Genomic DNA, 19,467 nt, shown 5'->3' on the forward strand with positions numbered 1-19,467 from the left:
CCGACGCGAACACAAGCAAAGGCCAAAGCAACAAAGCCAAAGCGAAAGGATCAATTCACACCACTTCACCCACCCGCCGGAACCCGGCCCCCGCATGCCGCTCAGGCAGCACAGCCCCATCGCCAAAGAGCTTTTCCCGCAGCGTCCCCGCCGCATACGCGGTCTTGTAACGCCCCCTCGCCTGCAACTCCGGCACCACGAGATCCACGAAGTCCTCGTAGCTCTCGGGCACCACGGTGCGGCTCAGATTGAAGCCATCCACGTCAGCCTCGTCGATCCACGCCTGCAATTCGTCGGCGACCTGCGACGCGCTGCCGACGATCGCCGGATAGCGGCCGCCCAGTTCGAACATTTCGAGCAGCTTGCGGCGCGTCCAGCCATGCTGCTTCGCGGTCCGCGTCGCGGATTCGATCGCGTTGCCGGGCGTGTAGTCAACGGGGGCGTCGAGGTCGTACTGCGCATAGTCGATGCCGGTGCTCGACGCGAAATGCGCAAGCCCCGCCTCGCGGCTCGCATACTGGCGATAATCCGCGTACTTCTCGCGCGCCTCGCGCTCGGTCGCACCCGGCACCACTGCCGCGCCAACGAACACCTTGACGTCGTCGGGTCGGCGCCCCGCCTGCACCAGCTGTTCGCGCAGCGCGCGCACCGTCTCGCGCGCCGCGGCGCGATTGGGCGGCGAAATGAACACGCATTCGGCGTGGCGCGCGGCGAAGCGCTGGCCGCGCCCCGAACTGCCCGCCTGAAACAGCACCGGCGTGCGCTGCGGCGAAGGCTCCGCGAGGTGATAGCCGTCCACGCGGTAATAGCGTCCCGCATGCGCCACGCGATGCACTTTTGCCGGGTCAGCGAACACGCGAGCGGTCTTGTCGCGCTTCACGGCATCCTCTTCCCAGCTGCCCTCCCAAAGCTTGTAGAGGACTTCCAGGTATTCGTCCGCGCGATCATAGCGTTCGTCGTGCGGCAGTTGCTGCTCGAGCCCCATGGCGCGCGCCGCACTGTCCAGATACCCGGTGACGATGTTCCAGCCGATGCGCCCCTGCGTGAGGTGATCGAGGGTGGAAAAACGTCGCGCCAACAGATAGGGCTGCTCGTAGGTGAGATTGACGGTCACGCCAAAGCCGAGATGTTCGGTCACGGCGGCCATGGCCGGCACCAGGAGCGTGGGGTCGTTCACCGGCAACTGGATCGACTCGCGCAGCGTCACATCCACGTTGCGCTGATAAACGTCGTATACGCCCACGATATCGGCGAGAAAGAGACCGTCGAAGAGCCCGCGCTCCAGCGTGCGCGCGAGATTCGTCCAGTACGCGAGCGTGCGGTAGTCGGTCGAGCGGTCGCGCGGATGGGTCCATAGCCCGTGATTGATGTGCCCCACGCAGTTCATGTTGAACGCGTTGAGCAGTATGGGTTTTTTCGCGTTGTTCGATTCGGCCATCACAATGCTCCGTGCCGCGGCGGCAGCGTGTCGTTGAGGTAATAGTTGCCCACTGCGTGGTATTTCCAGCGCACGGGGTCGTGCAGCGTGTGAGTGCGCGCGTTGCGCCAGAAGCGGTCGAGGCCCAGGCCGTCCAGCGTCGCCGCCGTGCCCGCCAGTTCGAACAGCCGTGTGCCGGCGTCGAGCGAGATCGTCGTCGTCAGCGCACGCGCCTCGGCCACGGCAATCGAGGCCTCGGCTACCGTTCGTTCGTCGGGCGCGGCCTGCGCGGCATCCACGAAGCGGCCCGCGCGGCGCACGAGCGCTTCGGCGGCGGCAAGGCGCGCCGCCAGATCGCCGAAGTGGAAGATGGCGAGCGGATCGTCCGCCGCGCGCTCGACCTTCGCGTCGATCCACGGCCGCGAGTGGTCGCGCACGAACTGGAGCGCGGCTTCGAATGCGCCGCGCGCCTGGCCGAGATCGATCGCCGCGTGAATGATCTGCGCTAGCGGGCCAATGGTCGTGGGCCGCTCGAACGAGCGCTGGAACGGCACGATCCATTCGGGCTCCACGCGCACACCGTCGAACTGCACGGAGCCGCTGCCCGTTACGCGCTGGCCGAAGCCGTCCCAGTCGTCGGTTATCGCGACGCCGGGTGTGTCGCGCGGCACGAAGGCGAGGTACGTCACGTCCTGGCCCGCTTCTTCGGCCACCACGAGCGTGGGGATCCAGTGCGCGTAGAGCGCGCCCGTGCAATAGAACTTGCGGCCGTCTATGCGCCAGCCGCCCGCGTCGCGCGCGAGGCGCGTGCGGCGCTTGAAGTCCTTCTGCCCGATCTCGGCCAGCGCGTTGCCAAAGCGTTCGCCCGCCAGCACGCGGTCGTAGAAAAAGCGCTGCTGTTCGGCGCTCCCGCCCACGCGCAGCACTTCGAGCGCATAAAAGTGATTCTGCGGAATCTGGCCGAGCGAGCCGTCCGCGGCGGCAATCGTCGCCGTGACTTCGGCGAGTGTGCCATTGCGTACCGCCGGGCCGCCAAATTCGCGCGGCACGGTAATGGCCCACAGGCCGCTCGCGACGAACGCGTCGAGCTCATCCCAGGGCAGGCGGCGCTCGCGGTCGCGCAGCGCCGCCTCGGGCGCGAATTGGGCAGCGAGCCGGCGCGCGGCGGCGAGCGCGGCTTCGTCATCGACGAGTCGGACAGGCGCGGCCGGCGGCGCGGCGCGCCGTTGTGCAATAGCCGCTTCCGATGCAGCAAAAGAAAGTTCAGTGCTCATGGTGCTCAGTTCCAGGCGTGGCGCGCGGGCAGCACGTGATTCAGGTGATAGTTGCCAAGCAAATGCAGCTTCCAGCGCAGCGGATCGTGCAGCGTGTGCGCGCGCGCGTTGCGCCAGTGGCGGTCGAGATTGTGGGCGGCGCGCGTGGCGGCGGAGCCGGCCAGTTCGAAGAGCTTTTCGCTCGCTTCGAGCGCGAGGCGCGTGCTCAGCACCTTCGCTCCAGCCACCGCGACCGACGCACGCGCGCTCGCTTGCGCGTCGACGGTATGCGCCGCGATGGCATCGAGCGTATGGCCTGCGTCGCGCAGCACTTCCTGTGCGGCATGCAGGTCGATCTGCAATCGGCCAATGTCGGCAATGACGTACGGGTCATCGGCCGCGCGCGCCACGCCCGAGTCGATCCATGGCCGCGCGTGCCCGCGCACGAAGGCGATGGCATCGGCCACCGCGGCCTCGCCAATGCCGACATCGATGGCCGCCTGGATCAATTGCGAAACCGGTCCCGTGAGACCGGGGCGATCCGCGAGTTGCCAGATCGGCAGCACGTCGCCGGGATCGACCGGCACGTTGTCGAATATCACCGTGCCGCTCGCCGTCGTTCGTTGTCCGAACGAACTCCAGTTGTCGATGACCGTGAGGCCCGGCGCGTCGCGCGGCACCCACACCTGGACCGCGCGCCCCGTGTCGTCGGTGGCGCGGGCCGGCACGCGGTGGGCGAAGAGCGCACCGGTCGAGTAGAAGCGCTGACCCGTGAGGCGCAGTCCATGCGGCGTCGATGCGAGGCGCGTCGAGCCGTGCAGAATCGTGGCCGCAGCAGCCGAGCGGCGCTCCGGCCCGGCGTTGCCGAGCCGGCGGCCTGCCAGCACTTCGCCGTAGAAGCGCGTCTTTTGCTGCGTGCTGCCCGTTTCGCGCAGCACACCCAGCACGCCGAAATGATTTTGCGGAATCTGCCCAAAGGCGGGATCGGCGGCACACAGGATCGTGAACACTTCGGCGAGCGTCGCAAAGGAGACGTCCGCGCCGCCATATTCGCGCGGCACGGTGATCGCGCCGAGTCCGCTCTCGGACCACAGATCCAGTTCGTCCCAAGGCAGCTCGCGCTCGCGGTCGCGTCGCGAAGCACCCGGCGCGATTCGGGCGGCGAGCGTGCGTGCAGCGGCCAGCGCTTGCGCGTCGTCGGCAATTCGTTTGACGCGCTCGGGGTCGGGAAGGCGCGGCAACGGCGCGTTCCGGGCGGATGCAGCTTGAGGAGATTCGGGTATCGACATGGCGTTCCAGGGACAGGCCAGTTGCGTCCCCCGTCCGCTCGCCGGGGCGCCGCTTCGGCGCGGCGGCCGTCGCTGTGGCGTCGAACGGGTCCAGTCGTCCATTGGAACAGCCCGGATCGCGATCCCCTACTAGTTAATTCGCAATTGCATATCAGCTTTGCGGATGTGGCCGCGTCAGGCCTTCGCCGCCGCTTTCACGGCCTCCTCCAATGCAACCCGCGGTTCCCGCTTGAGCGCGAAAAGCGATGCGGCAACGATCAGCATACCGCCCAGCCACGCGGGCAAGGAAAGCCGCTCTCCAAGCCACACGCACGCGAAGAGCGCGCCGAACAAGGGCTCGCTGCCCATGAGCAGCGCCACGCGCGTGGGGCTGCTGCGGCTCACGGCGTAGTTCTGCACGAAGAAGGCGAATAGCGTGCAGCCCGCGACGAGGTAGATCATGCTGCCCCAGAACACGCCGTGCCCATGCCAGTGCGGCAGCGGCAGCAACGGGTCGCGCGCGAAGGTCAGCGCGAGCGCGGCACAGCCGATCGACACCACGGCGGACTGCACGGCGGTGATCGTGAGCGGCGGCACCTTCGTCACGCGCTTGACTGCGCAGGTCGCGACAGCGCGCAGGAGTGCGGCCAGTATGACGAGCAGATCGCCGGGGCTCGCGGCGAAGTGGCCGCCGGTGAGGAGGAACGCGCCGAGCAGGGACAGCCCGGCGGCCATCCACTCCACCTGCCGCGGCGCTCGCTTGAGCCAGGCCCATTCCACGAGCGGCGTGAGCACCACGCACAGGCTGATGAGAAACGCGGCGTTCGAGGCGCTCGTGAGCGACACCCCAAACGTCTCGGCCAGAAAGATGCCGAGCAGCAGCAGGCCCGCGCCGACAACGCCGAGCCGGTCACGCCATGTCACGTGACCGAGCCCGCGCAGCGCGGGCGCAAGCAGTACGAACGTGATGCCAAAGCGCAGCGCGAGCAGGCCCAGTACGGGGTAGACGAGCAGCGCGCCCTTGACCACGCCGTAGCTCGTGCCCCAGATGAGTGCGACGACAATGAGCAGGAAATCGACGGTACGGGGAGAACGGATCAGGGCATTCATGGCGAAAACGCTTGGCGGGTCGGGACGGAAACATTGTCCAATAATGATTCCATCGCGATAATCCACCGCGCCGGAACATCATCTATGCTTGCAGTGCACAGATCATTTCCCGGCCCCGTCATGAACCCCACCGACCTCCAGCCCCTGCTGCCCGACCTCGCCACCTTCGCCCGCGTGGTCGACGCGGGCAATTTCTCGGTGGCGGCACGCCAGCTCGGGAGCACGCCTTCCACCGTGAGCCGCCAGATGCAGCGCCTCGAACGCGCGCTCGGCGCGCGCTTGCTCGAACGCTCCACGCGCAGCCTGCGGCTCACGGAAGCAGGCGCGGAAGTCTATCGCCACTGCGCCGACATGGTCGAGGCCGCTGCGAGCGCGGCGGAAGCGGCGAGCCGCCTCACCAGCCGTCCGCATGGCCGGGTCAGCATCAGCGCGCCCATTTCGTTCGCGCAGAGCGTGATTCATCCGCTGATTCCCGGCTTCCTGCGCGCCTATGAGGAAGTCGCGGTGCAACTGCTTTTCACCGACCGCGATGTCGATCCGGTGCGCGACAACGTCGACATCGTGATCCGCCCCACGCCCGCGCCGCCGCCGGGACTCGCGGCGCGGCCGCTCGGCACGCTGCAGTGGATGCCGTGCGCCTCGCCGGCCTATTTGCGCGCGCGCGGCACGCCGAAGCACCCGAAGGATCTCGCCCGGCACGAATGCCTCTATCTGGGCGAAACGCCCGACGACAACCGCTGGGCCTTCCGGCGCGGCGCGCAGACGCAAACCGTCGAGGTGAAGGGGCGCTATATCGCCAACGACGTGAGCGCGCGGCGCGATGCGGCGCTCTCGGACTGGGGCATTGCGAGCCTGCCCGAGTTCGCGGCGGCCCAGGCACTGCGCGACGGCTTGCTCGTGCGCGTGCTGCCCGAGTGGTCGCTCGAGCCGCGCGCCTATAGCGGCCCGATGTGGATGCTCTATCCGCCCAATCGCTTTTTGGCGCCCAAGGTGCGCGCGCTCATCGACTGGCTCGCGGAAAAGCTGCCCGCTTGAGTCACAGCGGAAGTGTTCGCGTGATCGGCACGGCGACTGCCGCGGCATACGGCGCGTACGCCGGCGCGATCACGAAGTCACGCCGGCGCCCGATCGACTATTGCCCGCCGCCATACAGGTCGAGCAGCATCAGCGTCACGCCATTGGTCCAGCCGAAGCCGTCCTGCAACGGGTATTCGCCGCCCCCGCCGCCGCCTTCGCCCGCGCCCTCGACGACATACTTCTCGACGAGCTTCTGCTGCGTGTTGTAGACGTTTTCGACATCCGCGAGAAAGCGCGTGCCGACCGGCTGCGCGAGGTCGGCGCGTCCATAGCGCTTGAGGCCTTGTATGGCGATCCAGTGCAGCGGCGCCCAGCCGTTCGGGGCGTCCCATTGCTGGCCGGTGTTGTAGACCGATGTAGCGAGGCCGCCCTGCTGGAGCAGCACGTTCTGCATGGTCAAGGCGGTCTTCTGCGCGCGCTCGGGCCACGCCACGCCCGCCATGAGCGGATACATCATCGCGGGCGTCTGGTTGTCGCGCGCCTTGCCGAGCTGCCAGTCGTAGTCGCCGTAGTAGCCCTTGCTGTTCCAGAGATACCGGTTGATGGCGACGGCGCGCCGCGCCGCGTAACTGGCGAACTGACCCACGCAGCCAAAATCGCGCGCGACCGTGCAGGCCCGTACGATCGTCGTCTCGAGATGGAACAGGAGACTGTTCAGATCGACGGGAATGATCGACGTCGTGCGCACGGTCCAGAGATTCGAGTTGTCGCCAAACCAGCGCGAACTGAAGTCCCAGCCGCTCTCGGCCGTCGCGCGCAAGTCGCGGTAGACCTGGTTCGCCGGGCGGCCGGTGGCCATTTGCGCGGTCTTGACGTCTTCGATGTACGACTCGTCGCGCGGCGTGTCGAGTTCGTCCCAGTAGCGGTTCAGCACGGTGCCGTCACGCAGCACGACCACGTTGCGCGTGGCCTGCCCGCGCGCGGTGCTGCTCGCGCCCTGCATCCACCAGGCGTACTCCTTGCGCAACGCCGGTAAGTACTTCTGATAAACGCTGTTGCCTTCCTTTTGCGCCGCGAGTTCCACCATGTACGAGTAGAACGGCGGTTGCGAGCGGCTCAGATAGTACGTGCGATTGCCATTGGGAATATGGCCGAAGGTGTTGATCATGTACGCGAAGTTGTCGAGCATGTCGTCGACGAGATCCTCATGGCCCGACTCCTGCAAGCCGAGCATCGTGAAGTAGGTGTCCCAGTAATAGCCCTCTCTGAAGCGCCCGCCTGGCACGACATAAGGCTTGGGCATGGGCACGAGCGAGCTGTAGTCGGGCGCTGAGGTGGTGGTGCGCGTGAGGCCGCTCCACAGCCAGTCGATATGCTGGCGCAGCGTCTGCCCTGGCGGCGGCGTGAGGCTCTGGTCCGGCGGAGGCGTGAAGTACTGATTCACGAAGTTCAAAAGCGAGAAGGCCGCCTGGCCCTTTTGCGCTTCGTAAAGCTGCACGATGGTCGCGGGGTTTTCGGTGGGCGTCGAATCGACGAAGGTCTTTTGATCCGGGAAGATCTGCGCGGTCTGCACCGCCACGAACAGATCGCCGTACAGAATGTCGGGCGCGGGCGGCAGCGGTGCGCCGACCTGCGTGTCGGCGAGACAGTTCGCGCAGACGAGGAAGAGCGTGGCGACACTTGCCGCGCCCAGGGCGTTGCGCGATCGTGGCAACGACTTACGGAGCGGGAGTGACTGAAAGCTAGTTTGAATGCGATGCGCATCTTTTGACGATGCGGCGTGGGTGCGAGACTGCAGCTGCATGCTCATGTTGCCTCCTTGGTGTTGGGGCACTTCGCTGGTCTCGTCGCACCGTCTTCGTTTACGCCGTTGGTTTTCAGTGCGCGGGTCCGGCAGGATGCTTCATCGCTTCGCCAGGTCCCGGGCAACGAGAGCATCGCATGACTTCGCACACCGAATCAATGGCATGGCAACAAATGAGCGCACTTTGTCGACCTTGGCCTGGTGCGCGATCCGACGCGTAGTCAGTGTTACCGATGCACAGCGAAATTCGCGGTGACGTCGCGGCAGAAATTGCCGTTGGTATTGATCGGCGCACAGTCGAGACTCGTTACGCGTCTTTGGTCTAGCATCGCGAGTGCATGAGTTGCGACTACGGATATCGACATGCGGATCTGCAAAAAACTTACCCGTGCGGCTGCGCCGATATTGAGCCTCCTCATCTGCCTGTTCACGACGATCGGGCACGCCGCGGGCATCAAGCTCGTGCAAATTCCGGCCGACGCCAGCGGCCCCGCCATCAAGGGCATGGTGTGGACGCCATGCGCCGAGCCCGCCGAAGCGATACCGTTCGGGCCATTTACGCTGCAAGGCCGGCGCGACTGTCCGACCGTGGGCGACAAGCTTCCTCTCGTCGTCATTTCTCACGGCCACACCGGTTCGCACATCGGCCATCATGATCTTGCCGAGGTGCTGGCCAACGCAGGGTTCGTTGTGGCCGCAATCAACCACCCGGGCGACTCGTTTTCCGATTCGAGCCGCGAGGGCGACATGTCCGTATTCGTCGAGCGGCCGAACGATATCAAACGCTTGATCGATTACATGCTTGGCACGGCACCCGACGCCGCCAGAATCGATCCGCAACGCATCGGCTTTTTCGGCTTCTCGCGCGGCGGCTACACGGGCCTCGTTCTAGCCGGTGGCAATCCGGATTTCGTGCATGCCGACGCGCCCTGCCCCACCCCGAGACCACCGGTCTGCGATCAGATCGAGCGCGGCGAGTTTCCCACCACGCCGCTGACTCACGACGCGCGGATCAAGGCCTTTGTCATCGCCGATCCGTTCGATGTATTCCCGTCCGCCGCCGACCTCGAGAACGTGAACGCGCCCATTCAGCTTTGGGCCTCGGAGTTCGGCGGCGAGGGCGTACTGCCTCATACTTCGCCCGCGCTCGCCAAGGCGCTGCCCCGCATGCCCGACTATCACCTCGTTCGCAACGCGGCGCATTTCGCCTTTCTTGCGCCATGCTCCGCGCGCATGAAAAAGGATGTGCCGGCAATCTGCGTCGACCCGAACGGCTTCGATCGAGCGGCCTTCCACAAGCAGTTCGACGCGAGCATCCTCGCGTTTTTCCAGGCGAATCTCCATTAGCCATCACGCGGCCCGGCATCGGCCTTTGCACGAAGCCATGGGAACGCTAAAGCGTCTTCACCGTCATGCAGAAGGTGAACGGGGTCTGCGCATTGCCGGTCTGGATCGCGAGCGGCGCATAGTGATGGGTCACGCCATCGGGCGGCAACGCGGCCGCGTTCGTCACGCTGTTGCCCTGCGCATCGATCACCGTTTCCTGCGGCCAGATGACGTCGCCGGTCGCGACGTGCGCCGGAATCAGCCAGTAGTCTCCGCATCGCCAGGTCACGTGACTGTCGCCTTCGAACAGGATCTGGATGCCGTCCTCCAGCGTCAGCCACGCGCTGGCGCCTTGCGCAAGCGTGCCGGTGCTCAGCTCTGCGGCGCCGTCCTTCCCGAGCGTTAGGCCGCCTTGCGCCGGGTCGCCGGCCTGGTCGTCCCAGCGGCGCATCAGCGGATGCAGTTGCGGCTGGCTGCCCGCGCTCGACGCCGGCGCGCCCGCCAGCACGACCGACAGCGAGCCGGTGTCGATCGACTGGACCTGCAGCATCTGGCCCGGCAACTGGTTCAGGACGGTCGCATCGTCCTGAATCTCGACATAGTCGCCTTCTGCGAGCCCGAAGTGCTCGTCGCGACCGAGGTTCGCGAGCCTCACCGTCGTGGTCGTGCCGGACACGCTCAGCCCGAGCACCGGGAAGACGACCGATCCATTGTCACGCGACCACTTGAAGCTCGGCGCGTTGCCGGCCGGATCGTTGCTGCCCGTGTTGATCTCCACGCGATACAGCTGGTTCTCGACGCCGCGGCACCCGGCGCCTGGCGCGGCCGTGCAGGGATCGGTCGGCGTTTGGGGCTGCGTCGTGCGCGCCCTCAGCAACCCGCGGTTCATCGTGCCCGCTCCGGTTGCGATCTGCGCGGGTGTCAGGCAGGCCTTGCCGTCCCAGTTATGGTCGTCGGTTGCACGCTCTGCTGCGCTTGCACAAATCGGTTCGCCATGGGTTTTGGACCCACCGTACGCGTGCCTCTGCGGCGACACCCAGCGCCCCCAGGAGACGTTCCGGCAGTGGTTGACGACGCAAGCGTCGACCTTTTTGAGCGCTTGCGTTCGGCGGCATACCCAGGCGTTTTCCCGCTGCTTGAATGTCAACAAGCGCGGTGTACGATGACATCATCGAGAAACAAAATACAGGTGCCCTCATGGACACGAACGCAAGGCACGCAACGGCCATCGCTTTGCTGGCTGTGGGCTGCGGATTCTCCGCAGCGTCCCACGCCTATAGCAAGGAAGAAGACGCCACGGCGCAGGACCGCGAAGTCCAGGCGGCCTACGACCGGGGTTACAAGGCCGCAAGGGAGGAGATGGCGCACACGACGGCCGCTGCTGCGGCTCCCGAGGCGGCGCCGGTGAAGAAGACGACGGCGCAAAAACCGATCCTCGACATCAAGCATACATACAGCGACGCGGGCGAGGTCTCGACGGTCATGACGGTGCCCGTCGTGGTCAAGCCGCTGGGCGACGGACAAAGCGGGCAAAGCGGAGAAAAAGCCCAGGACGCACAAGAGGCGCAAGACGTGCAGGACTCCACCGTCGCGGCTCAAGCGGAGCCGGCCGCGCCTGCTCCCCAACAGCCAGGCGCGCACGCGAAGGTTGCCGCCGCGGCCGGCACCCATGCCAACGCAGCACCCGCGCAAGCCCCCCGGCAACCGCAGCCCCATGCGTACGCGCAGGCCAACCACCAACCCGTCGCGGCGACGTCGCCCGACGACGTGGCGCCGCCAGAGTCGCTAGCCGGCGACGAAGCCGTGGACGAAGCGGAGCCGCCGCGCTCGGCGCAGATCTATTCGACGCAGGGCACCGGTTACGCACATCCCTACTCCCAACCCGCTCAGCCGCGGAGCCAGCAACAATATGCGCCGCCGCCCGTCGCCTCGCGTCCGCCACCGCCGCCTTATGGATATGCGCAACAGCAGCCGCCTGCGTATCCGCAGCAGCAGCAGCCCGCCTACGCCCAGCAGCAGCCGGCGTACGGCCAGCAGTCCGCGCAACAATACGCCCAGCAGCCGTATCCCCAGCAGCAGCCCGCCTACGCGCCGCCCCGGCCCGCCTACTACGCGCAGCCCGCACCGTGGGGCGCGCAGTATCAGCAGCCGCCGGCACGCTGGGTGTACTGGTCGCCGCAGTATGGGCGGTGGATCTACTACTGAGACGGCGAGACGACCGGGCGCCGGTCACCACCGCGCGTCGTTCATCTGGCATGCGAGCAGGCAGCCCAGCGCCGACACGGTGCCAACGGAGCCGAGCCCGAAACCGAGGGCGATATTTTCCGCGGTGGTTGCGCAACCCTGCATCAGCGATGCGCAAGCCAGCAGCACGGTGAGCACGAGCCGACCCAGTGCGCGAACAGGAAGAACGTCGTTGTGACATGGTGCGTGGCCCAGGGAGGATTCTTTACCGGTATGTGAGCGTCCCAGCATACCGGCGCGAACGCTGCGCATTCCCGCGAGCAGCGCGCGACAAACGCAACGCCTTACCGATTGCTGTGAAACGGTAAGGCGCGACGCTGCGCCCGGCTTGCGCCCGGACTGCACGCGGCGGCCTTCCCCGGTTCACGGTTCGATGCAAGCCGGATCGATGGGGAGGTCGAATTACCGTTTTGGGCCGTTTTTCGGCGAATCGCTTGCCGCCTGCCGGAAGAAGCGCTGCATGTCGATAGCGTCGCCAGCGCACCGATAAGTCGTTGCGCTGGCAGTCGAACGATCAAGCCCGGCCGCTCAGCATCACCATCGATGCCGAAGCGCCGAACGCGCGGTCGATGCGTCGGAAGCCTCGGCGCTCAGAACCCGTGTCTCGCGCTGATGGCGGCGCCCGTGTCATGCGAGCGCGTCAACGGCAGATGGGCGTCGGCCGAAAGATCCCATTCGCCGAGGGTGACGAGCGGCGGCGTTTGCGGGTGGAGCGCCTGGTTCGGGATGCCGTTGCTGTCGACCTGTCCGCCCGGCGCGCGTGGGCCGTTGGGCGCGGCATCCGGAACGCCATCGGTGCCGTCCGGAGCGGCGGGCGTCGCGCCTGTGGTTTTCGCCAGGTGGGCGGCATACTCCTTCTCGAACGGCGACTGGTATTCGTAGCGCTTGGAGAGCGCCGGCAAAGCGAGTGAGGGCGCCGTCGGCGTCGGTGCGGCCGCGACGGGGTGACTGGGGGCGTGGCCCCTGGCGTGTTTCGGGATGTGTTGCTGAGGGTGCTGCTGGACGTGTCCTGGCTTGACGGGTTCGGCCGCCGAGGCGCCGGCGAGCGCCACCAGCAAGACACCCAGAAGCCACCTCTCGATCGGATGCTTCATGGAACGAAATCTGCATTTAGGAACGGGGCCGCATCCCATGGCGGTGCGGCACGCGCACCTGGAGTCTAGATCAACCACGAGTACGACCAATCGGGGTCTTCCCTCGTCTTTCGCCCGCAACTAGAGGCAAATAACACCGCCCCGCGTCATGCCGCCGCCGCCGGACCGGCGGCAGGCGGCACACGTCCCCCTCAGAAGACGATCGTCGTGCGCAAGCCGAGCACCGCTTCATCGCCGATGCGCCGCGACGGATTTTGCGGGTCCGGAATGCCGCCAGCAGGCCGGAAGAAGTACTGGAAGTCCGCCTGCAATTGCCACCACGGTGCGACCTGATACTGATACGTCGCTTCGAGAACGGTCTCCGCGCTGCGCGACGGATACCCCGGTGTCGTGGCGCCCTGGGCGCTCGCGAAATCCTGTGCATGCGACCCGATGTGCGCATAGCCCACTGCGAGACCCGCCACATCGTTGTCGCGGCCCTTGAACGGCGCCTTGAGCGTCACGCCTGCATTCACGCCGAGGTCCACCAGGTTGCGGTCGCCCGGCGCACCCATGATGCGCGCGAACACCCCCACGGACTGCGGGCTGTCGGCGCTCGGCCGCCACACCATCTGGTCCGCCACGGCATAGATGCTGTAGTTGCCGTGATGACTATCCGGGCCGCCGCCCACGCCCGTGTTGCCCGTTGCGGGATCGATGAACCGGTTGCTGTTGTACCAGAAGCCCAGCTTGTAGGTGCCCGGCAATCCCCCTGGTTTGGCATCCGAACCATCGGCCGGCGGTTGATTGATGGCGTACTGAATTTCGCCGATGACGAGCGCGCCGTTGCCCAGGTTGAAATTCGTGCCGCTGGCGTTGAGCTTTTGCGGGTCGCCCTGGCCCGGCGCCGGGTTGCCGTCGAATACGCCGCCAAGCACGGTGATCGCGTCCGTGGGCGTGGCGCGCACGCGCACGCCGAGCGAGGACAGCGGGTAAGCGGGGCCGCCCGCAGGCATATCGGTGGACGGCAGGACCGGCCAGCCGAACGTCGCGTTCATGAATGCGCCCGCGTACTGGCTGCCCATGAATTCCTGGTCGAGGCTCTGCTGACCGACCTTGACGTCGACCTTGCCGCCGGGCAGCGTCTGCTGGTACCACAGTTCCCACAAGCGGGTCGAGGCTTCGGCTTCGATACCGCTGGCGGCCTGCAAGGTCTGCAGATTCCGGGAAGTCAGGCTCGTGCCGTGGATCTGGAAACCGGAGACGTTGAAGATGCCGCCCGGCAGCCCGAACGCCTTCTGCGTATCCATGCCGAGACTGAACTCCGTCACCCCTTGCCAGGCGCCGCCGCGTGCGGTGCCGCCCGAGACGTTGCCCATGTATTCGCTGGTTTCCTGCAAGCCGAAGGTCACGCCGTACTGGCCAAGCCAGGGCCGCAGGCCGCCCATGTCGCCCAGGAGGTTCGAGCGTTCCCAGAGGCCCGTGGGTGCCGCTGCGCTTTGGTCGGCGGCCGCCGCTTGCGGCTCGCCTGCGCCGGATTGCGCAGCCGGTTCAGCGGATGCGCTTTCTCCGCTGGTCTGTGCGAAAGCGGCGGCCACAAGGCCCAGGGAGAGAACCGCGCTCAGCGCGATCGGCCAGCCCGCGCCGGGCAGCCTGCTCCTGAGGATCTTCTTCATCGTATTTGTCGGGCTGTAAGAAGTTGCGGACAGGTCCGCCTTTGAACGCACAGCATGCCTGCGAAGCTTGATGAAACTATGTCCGGCGCGCAGATCAAGGCAAGGCGGATGATCCCTGCGCGTTGGCCGCTTTGAGCGGACCGTATGCGAAAACGCAGCCATTCCAGCACGCAGGCCTGCGAACTGCAAATGAAATGGCAAGCGAATAGAGGAAGCGTGCTGCCGAGAGACGGGTCACAAGAACGGCGGCGACCAGTCGGTAAAGAAGCGTGCTAACCCGGCGTAAGCGAGTTAGCGGCGTAGGAGCGAACCAGCGGTGGCTATCTCGCGAATGGGCTGCCGGCGACGGCCGGCATCGGACTTCCACTACTGGAACAGGCGTCCACGGACGACCCCTTTGCTATAACGGGGCGGATTGTATTGGGCGTGGACACGGCCACGCAAGTAAAAAAGCATAAACGCGAGGCCAGTCAGCAACAGCCTCAAGTGCCGCCGTTTCTTTCAATTCTGTTCTGCCTGGCATTTCGGTTGACTTACCGCGCTTTCGGCGACCATCCCGGGCAACAGCTCGATTCCCGCAATTCCTAAGTTCTGCCAGGTTACTGGCCAATGCCGAGCCGATGTAGAGTGAATCCGGCAACGCATTTCCCGGCTTTGCGTCGCTCAGTCACGGCCTGTAAACAGTGGTAATATCCGCACGGGCGTACGACGTAGAAAGTAGTGCCCGAATACGATGAGTTGCGAGGTCCACGACTGCGCCCATCGTTCCTGTCGAATACCTTACTACACACAATCAAGCGATCCGTCCTCGCCGATGCGAGCGACACGCTATGGCCCGCCATCACGCGGGCAGCCCGGGAGACCATGAAAGTCCGTAACGCCCGCCACTGGGCGCCGAGAGGCCCACGCCGGTGGTGTCTCGCTGCCGGCGCGCTCGCGCTCGCGAGCGTCGTCCGCCTTGCACTGCACCCCCTGCTTGGCCCGATGATGCCGGCCACGACATTCTGTATCGCCGCTTCGCTGGTCGAATACTTCCTCGGCCTCGGGCCGGCCATGACCGTCATGGTGCTGGGTCTCGGCATTGCCGACTTTATGTTCGTGCCCCCTTACGATCTCATCACGTACGTCGACGCCCGCGACGTGATACTGCTCGTCTCCTACCCGCTCGTCACGGTTATCGTGATCCTGCTGATCGAGCGCCTGCGCCGCGAACAGTTTCGCGCGCAGCTAATCGCCTCCGTTGCGCAGTCGCGCTACGAAATGCTGCTCCGGCACGACAACGAGCGCGCGCTCGCGCGCCGCGCCTTCGACGAAACGCATCGCCTGTTGCGTCATCTCGCGCAGCATCATGACGGCTTCATCCTCATCAAGGGGCTGGAGCGCAACGCCGCGCAGCGCGCAAGCGCGGGACAAAGCACCGCGCATGGGCTGCCGGCCGCCGCTCAAGTCGCGCCTGGCCCGCTCTTCGACGCGCTCCATCCCGAAGACGTTCAGCGCCTGACCCACGCGTTGTCGCCGGGCCATCACCGCGTGCGCCTGCGCAGCGAGCAGCACAAACGCGAATACCGGCATGCGAACTGCAACTGCGAGCGCTTCACCACGCACGCGGGCGATTTTCTCGTGCTGCGCACCGAGGACTGACATGGCGACCGTCGACATGGAACGCCCTGCCGTGGAGCCGCTGGCCGCACAGTCCACGCGTTTTTTCTGCGAAGGCGACGGCCACGCCGTCCTGATGCTTCACGGCCTCTCCAGTTCGCCGCTCGAGCTGCGATATCTCGCGCGCTACCTGCAAGGCGAAGGGTTCACCGTTTGCGCCCCCATCATCGAAGGCTATAGCGCGGGCTCGGGCGTACTGCCCATGGAACAATGGGTCGAGAACGCCGTGCGCGAATTCGATGCCCTGGCGGCTCGCTACGAGCGCGTCTCGATCTGCGGTCTGTCGATCGGCGGCGCGCTCGCGCTGCGTCTGATCCGCGAGCGGCCCGCCGCGCAGTCGCTCGTCCTGCTCTCGCTCACGCTCGCCTACGACGGCTGGGCGATCCCGTGGTATCGCTTTCTCCTCGACTGGGCGTACTTCACGCCGCTGCGGCACCGCTATCGTTACCGCGAAGCCGAACCATTCGGTGTGCGAAACGAAGCGCTGCGCAAGAAGATCGCCCGAGCGATGCAGCGCAGCGACTTCAGCGAGGTCGGCCCTTCGACAATTGCCCTGCCGGCGCTGCATCAGGCGCTGCGACTGTCGCGCGCGGCGCGCAAGGATGTCGCCGCGATCGAGAACGATACGCTCATCATTCACGCCATCGACGACGAGACATCGAGCCCGCGCAATCCGCGCCACGTGATCGACCGCATCGGCTCGAACTTCCTGCGCACGCTGTGGCTAGACGATTCTTATCACATGATCACCTCGGACAACGAGCGCGAAATCGTTGCGCGCGAAACGGTACTGTTCCTGCGCGAGAGCGAAGCCGCGCGGGGGGCGCACGACACGGCGGGCCAGCCGGTCGTCTCGAAGGCCCTCGCCCGGCGCTTGCGTCAACTGGCGGCAGTGGGAAGAAAAAATACGTGAAGTTGTCAGAAGCAATGAAAGGCCTGGCTTGCCTCGCCGCTCTGGCCGTTGCCCCGCACGCGTGGGCGGATACCGGCGGGACCGACTCGCCGTGGAAAGTCTCCATCGGCCCCGGCGCTTATTTCGCGCCGGAGTATCCGGGCGCGCGCCACATGAAGGTCTATCCGTTTCCGGCGCTCGACATTTCGTACCGCGACCGCATCTTCTCGCAGGGGCCGGACGTGCTGGGTGTGAACGTGATCGCCGCGGAGAACTACCACGTGGGCGCGTCGCTGAGCTTCGACTTCCAGTCTCGCACCGTCTCGGACGACCCGCATCTGCACGGCCTGAGCAACGTCGACGACGGCCCGAAGCTGCGCCTCTTCGCCGACTACACGCTGTGGGCGTTCACGGGCGCCGTGGCCGTCTATCAGGACATCAGCGGCCATGGCCAGGGGACGACGGCCAGCGCGGATCTCTATGCCTCGCTGCCGCTGACGGGGTGGCTGTTCTCGGTGGGGCCCGGCCTCACGTGGGCCAACGCCGTCTACACGCACACGCTCTTCGGCGTGACGCCCGAGCAGAGCGCCGCATCCGGCTTGCCGGCCTACTCGACCGGCGCGGGCATACGCGACGTGCACATGACCTTCTACGTGACGCACGACTTTTCGAAGCACTGGGTCGGCTCGGTGAACACCACACTCGGACGCCTTCAGCACTACGCGGCCGGCAGCCCGATCACCGAGTCCCGCCGCGAGCTTACCGCTTTCGCGGGCCTCTACTACCGGTTCTGAGCGGACGCGCCGAGGCGCGCCGCGTCAGAACCGCCCGGCCCGGAATGGCCGGGGGTCCACCACCGTAGGGGCGCCCGTCATCATCTCCGCGATCAGACGGCCCGTGATGGGTCCGAGCGTGAGCCCATGGTGCGCATGGCCGAACGCGAACCAGAGGCCGTCGTGCCTGGGCGCGGGCCCGATGACCGGCATCATGTCGGGCGTGCAGGGACGGCGGCCCAGCCAGGGCTCGGCATCGAGCCGCTCGCCGAGCGGGAAAATGCCGCGCGCGAGCGGCTCGACCGCTTCGAGCTGGACCGGCGTTTTGGGCGAATCACGAAAGCCGAGTTCGACGCCCGTCGTCAGGCGAATGCCGCGCACCATCGGCGTGATCAGGAAGCCCGCTTCCGCGTCGAGAACCGGCTGGTTCAGCTTCGCGCCATTCGTTGCCGCGTAGTGCATGTGATAGCCGCGCTTCACCGCGAGCGGCAAGTCGTAGCCGAGCCGCACCGTGAGATCGCCCGACCACGGCCCCATGGCGATCACCGCCGACTTCGCCAGCACGGGGCCGTCCTGGGTCATGACTCGCCACGAGGGTTCGAGCGTCGAAGCGTCGCCAATCAGCACGCGCCCGCCAAGCTGCTCGAAGAGCCGCACATAGGCTGTCACGAGACCGTTCGGATCGCTAACGGAATCGGAATCGGTGTAGCGCACGCCGCCCACCAGCGTGTGGCTCAATGCGGGCTCGGCAGCGCGCAGCGCGGCGGCGTCCAGCGCCTCATGGTGAACGCCGTACTCGCGCTGCCAGCGCTGGGCATCGGCAAGCGTGGCATCCATGGCGGCCGCGCTGCGAAACACCTTCATCCATCCGTTGGTGCGCAACAGCGCCTGTGCGCCCGCTGCCTCGATCAGCGCGCGATGCTCCGTGACGCAATGCTCGATCAGCGTGGCATAGGCGCGCGCAATCGCGGCGTGCCGGTCGGCGCGCGAATGGTGCCAGTAGCGGTACAGAAAAGGCAGCATGCCCGGCATCGCCGCCGGGTGATAGCGCACGTCGGTCGAGCGATTGAGCGCGTAGCGCAAGAGCGTGGCAAGATCGCGCGGAAAAGCGTAGGGGTAGACCCCCTCGCGCTGAATCAGTCCAGCGTTGCCGTGCGATGTTTCATTGCCGGGCGCCTTGCGGTCGACGAGCGCGACCGCAAGCCCGCGCCGCTGCAACTGCAATGCCACCGATACGCCGACGATACCCCCGCCAAGCACGACCGAATCGAAATTCATCGTCTGATGTCCTCGTTTCAACCGCGCTCAGGCAAGCGCGGTGGCCTGCACTTCGATCGCCGCGCGGCACACCGCGCCATTGGCGATCACCACCTGGCTCATGCGCGCGCTGGTCTGCAGTCGCTGGATGTCGTTGCTCATGTTCATGCCGCCGAAAGACCCGCAGCATCGCTGCTGGCTGGGTTGTTGATGAGAGGGACCATGGATGGAAGTCAGCGCCGGAGTGGGATGCCCAGACACGCGACACAGTTTCAGGATAGCCGAAAACGCCGCTTCCGGCGCCTGCGCGGCGGCGAGCGAGCGCCAGCGACCTCACGGGCAAGCGCAAGAAGCCGACGCGCGGGCGTCATTCATGCCCGCGCGTCGGACGCTTTTCCCGATTACCTGCGCCAGGGCGGCGAGGACTTTCTCTTCCCACTGTAAGGGAGGCGGGATTTGCATTTTGAAAACGGTACGGTCTTCGGGCTGTCGCCGGGCGAGGGCCTCTACTTCGACAGCGCCGCGGGGTAACCGTGCATCAGCGAGGGGGCGGACGACACCGAGGTGGCGGTCTGTCGCGCAGACAACGACTTACGCCGGCTGCCCGAAACCCTCTGAAGGAACGCAATGAGCGTGACGCCGCCGCGCAGTCGCGGCGGCGTCACCGGGCTCATCGGCCGAGCATCGGCAGCTTGAGA

General features: G+C 66.3%; 17 protein-coding genes. 6 read left to right on the forward strand and 11 right to left on the reverse strand.

Annotated features, from left to right (window positions below):
- Positions 1-55: 55 nt before the first annotated feature.
- From BMI01S_RS32550 to BMI01S_RS32565, 4 genes are all read right to left on the reverse strand, one after another.
- On the reverse strand, positions 56-1,438 hold the full coding sequence (locus BMI01S_RS32550; protein WP_028215007.1) for an LLM class flavin-dependent oxidoreductase: 1,383 nt from the start codon (positions 1,436-1,438) through the stop codon (positions 56-58).
- Entirely contained in the window at positions 1,438-2,691 is a 1,254-nt protein-coding gene (locus BMI01S_RS32555) for an SfnB family sulfur acquisition oxidoreductase (RefSeq protein ID WP_028233133.1), read from the reverse strand. Before BMI01S_RS32555 ends, BMI01S_RS32550 begins: the two co-directional genes overlap by 1 nt.
- 5 nt (positions 2,692-2,696) lie before the next feature.
- The gene (locus BMI01S_RS32560; protein ID WP_028215009.1) at positions 2,697-3,959 is read right to left on the reverse strand and encodes an SfnB family sulfur acquisition oxidoreductase; all 1,263 of its coding nucleotides are present in this window, start codon (positions 3,957-3,959) and stop codon (positions 2,697-2,699) included.
- Positions 3,960-4,133: 174 nt separating this feature from the next.
- The gene (locus BMI01S_RS32565; protein WP_036047461.1) at positions 4,134-5,048 is read right to left on the reverse strand and encodes a DMT family transporter; all 915 of its coding nucleotides are present in this window, start codon (positions 5,046-5,048) and stop codon (positions 4,134-4,136) included.
- Between the two features lie 120 nt (positions 5,049-5,168).
- Here BMI01S_RS32565 and BMI01S_RS32570 point away from each other — a divergent pair, with 120 nt between their 5' ends.
- Positions 5,169-6,083 (forward strand): LysR family transcriptional regulator, encoded by a 915-nt coding sequence (locus tag BMI01S_RS32570; RefSeq protein ID WP_028233131.1) that lies wholly within the window; start codon positions 5,169-5,171, stop codon positions 6,081-6,083.
- Between the two features lie 97 nt (positions 6,084-6,180).
- Here BMI01S_RS32570 and treA read toward each other — a convergent pair whose 3' ends face one another.
- A complete protein-coding gene (treA, locus tag BMI01S_RS32575) occupies positions 6,181-7,875 on the reverse strand; it encodes an alpha,alpha-trehalase TreA (protein ID WP_028233130.1) in 1,695 nt (564 codons plus the stop codon).
- Positions 7,876-8,232: 357 nt separating this feature from the next.
- Between treA and BMI01S_RS32580 the strand changes: the two genes are divergently transcribed.
- Complete coding sequence (locus BMI01S_RS32580; RefSeq protein WP_042292057.1) at positions 8,233-9,216, forward strand: alpha/beta hydrolase family protein; 984 nt, start codon at positions 8,233-8,235, stop codon at positions 9,214-9,216.
- Positions 9,217-9,262: 46 nt separating this feature from the next.
- On the opposite strand, the gene BMI01S_RS32585 is transcribed toward BMI01S_RS32580, so the two are convergent.
- The gene (locus tag BMI01S_RS32585) at positions 9,263-10,231 is read right to left on the reverse strand and encodes a DUF6519 domain-containing protein (RefSeq protein WP_244145345.1); all 969 of its coding nucleotides are present in this window, start codon (positions 10,229-10,231) and stop codon (positions 9,263-9,265) included.
- Between the two features lie 161 nt (positions 10,232-10,392).
- Here BMI01S_RS32585 and BMI01S_RS32590 point away from each other — a divergent pair, with 161 nt between their 5' ends.
- On the forward strand, positions 10,393-11,400 hold the full coding sequence (locus tag BMI01S_RS32590; RefSeq protein ID WP_028215014.1) for a hypothetical protein: 1,008 nt from the start codon (positions 10,393-10,395) through the stop codon (positions 11,398-11,400).
- A gap of 24 nt (positions 11,401-11,424) precedes the next feature.
- On the opposite strand, the gene BMI01S_RS41370 is transcribed toward BMI01S_RS32590, so the two are convergent.
- The 3 genes from BMI01S_RS41370 to BMI01S_RS32600 form a co-directional block, all read right to left on the reverse strand.
- Positions 11,425-11,577 carry a hypothetical protein gene (locus tag BMI01S_RS41370; protein ID WP_154671556.1) on the reverse strand — a complete coding sequence of 51 codons (153 nt, stop codon included), beginning with the start codon at positions 11,575-11,577 and terminating at the stop codon, positions 11,425-11,427.
- A gap of 452 nt (positions 11,578-12,029) precedes the next feature.
- Complete coding sequence (locus BMI01S_RS32595) at positions 12,030-12,533, reverse strand: hypothetical protein (RefSeq protein ID WP_028215015.1); 504 nt, start codon at positions 12,531-12,533, stop codon at positions 12,030-12,032.
- Positions 12,534-12,724: 191 nt separating this feature from the next.
- Complete coding sequence (locus tag BMI01S_RS32600) at positions 12,725-14,188, reverse strand: carbohydrate porin (protein ID WP_028233127.1); 1,464 nt, start codon at positions 14,186-14,188, stop codon at positions 12,725-12,727.
- Between the two features lie 864 nt (positions 14,189-15,052).
- Between BMI01S_RS32600 and BMI01S_RS32605 the strand changes: the two genes are divergently transcribed.
- From BMI01S_RS32605 to BMI01S_RS32615, 3 genes are read left to right on the forward strand one after another with little or no spacing between them, the layout of a single operon-like run.
- Complete coding sequence (locus tag BMI01S_RS32605; protein ID WP_028215017.1) at positions 15,053-15,829, forward strand: DUF4118 domain-containing protein; 777 nt, start codon at positions 15,053-15,055, stop codon at positions 15,827-15,829.
- 16 nt (positions 15,830-15,845) lie between these two features.
- A complete protein-coding gene (locus BMI01S_RS32610) occupies positions 15,846-16,760 on the forward strand; it encodes an alpha/beta hydrolase (protein WP_042292061.1) in 915 nt (304 codons plus the stop codon).
- The gene (locus BMI01S_RS32615; RefSeq protein WP_407669114.1) at positions 16,757-17,533 is read left to right on the forward strand and encodes a MipA/OmpV family protein; all 777 of its coding nucleotides are present in this window, start codon (positions 16,757-16,759) and stop codon (positions 17,531-17,533) included. Before BMI01S_RS32610 ends, BMI01S_RS32615 begins: the two co-directional genes overlap by 4 nt.
- A 24-nt stretch (positions 17,534-17,557) precedes the next feature.
- On the opposite strand, the gene BMI01S_RS32620 is transcribed toward BMI01S_RS32615, so the two are convergent.
- Both BMI01S_RS32620 and BMI01S_RS42660 read right to left on the reverse strand, forming a co-directional pair.
- The gene (locus BMI01S_RS32620) at positions 17,558-18,790 is read right to left on the reverse strand and encodes an NAD(P)/FAD-dependent oxidoreductase (protein ID WP_028233126.1); all 1,233 of its coding nucleotides are present in this window, start codon (positions 18,788-18,790) and stop codon (positions 17,558-17,560) included.
- 485 nt (positions 18,791-19,275) lie between these two features.
- Positions 19,276-19,467, reverse strand: a 192-nt coding sequence (locus BMI01S_RS42660) for a hypothetical protein (protein WP_218002763.1), incomplete at its 5' end; no start/stop codon positions are given.

It is taken from the genome of Paraburkholderia mimosarum LMG 23256 = NBRC 106338 (assembly GCF_000739815.1).
In the GTDB taxonomy this organism is placed as follows: Bacteria; Pseudomonadota; Gammaproteobacteria; order Burkholderiales; family Burkholderiaceae; genus Paraburkholderia; species Paraburkholderia mimosarum.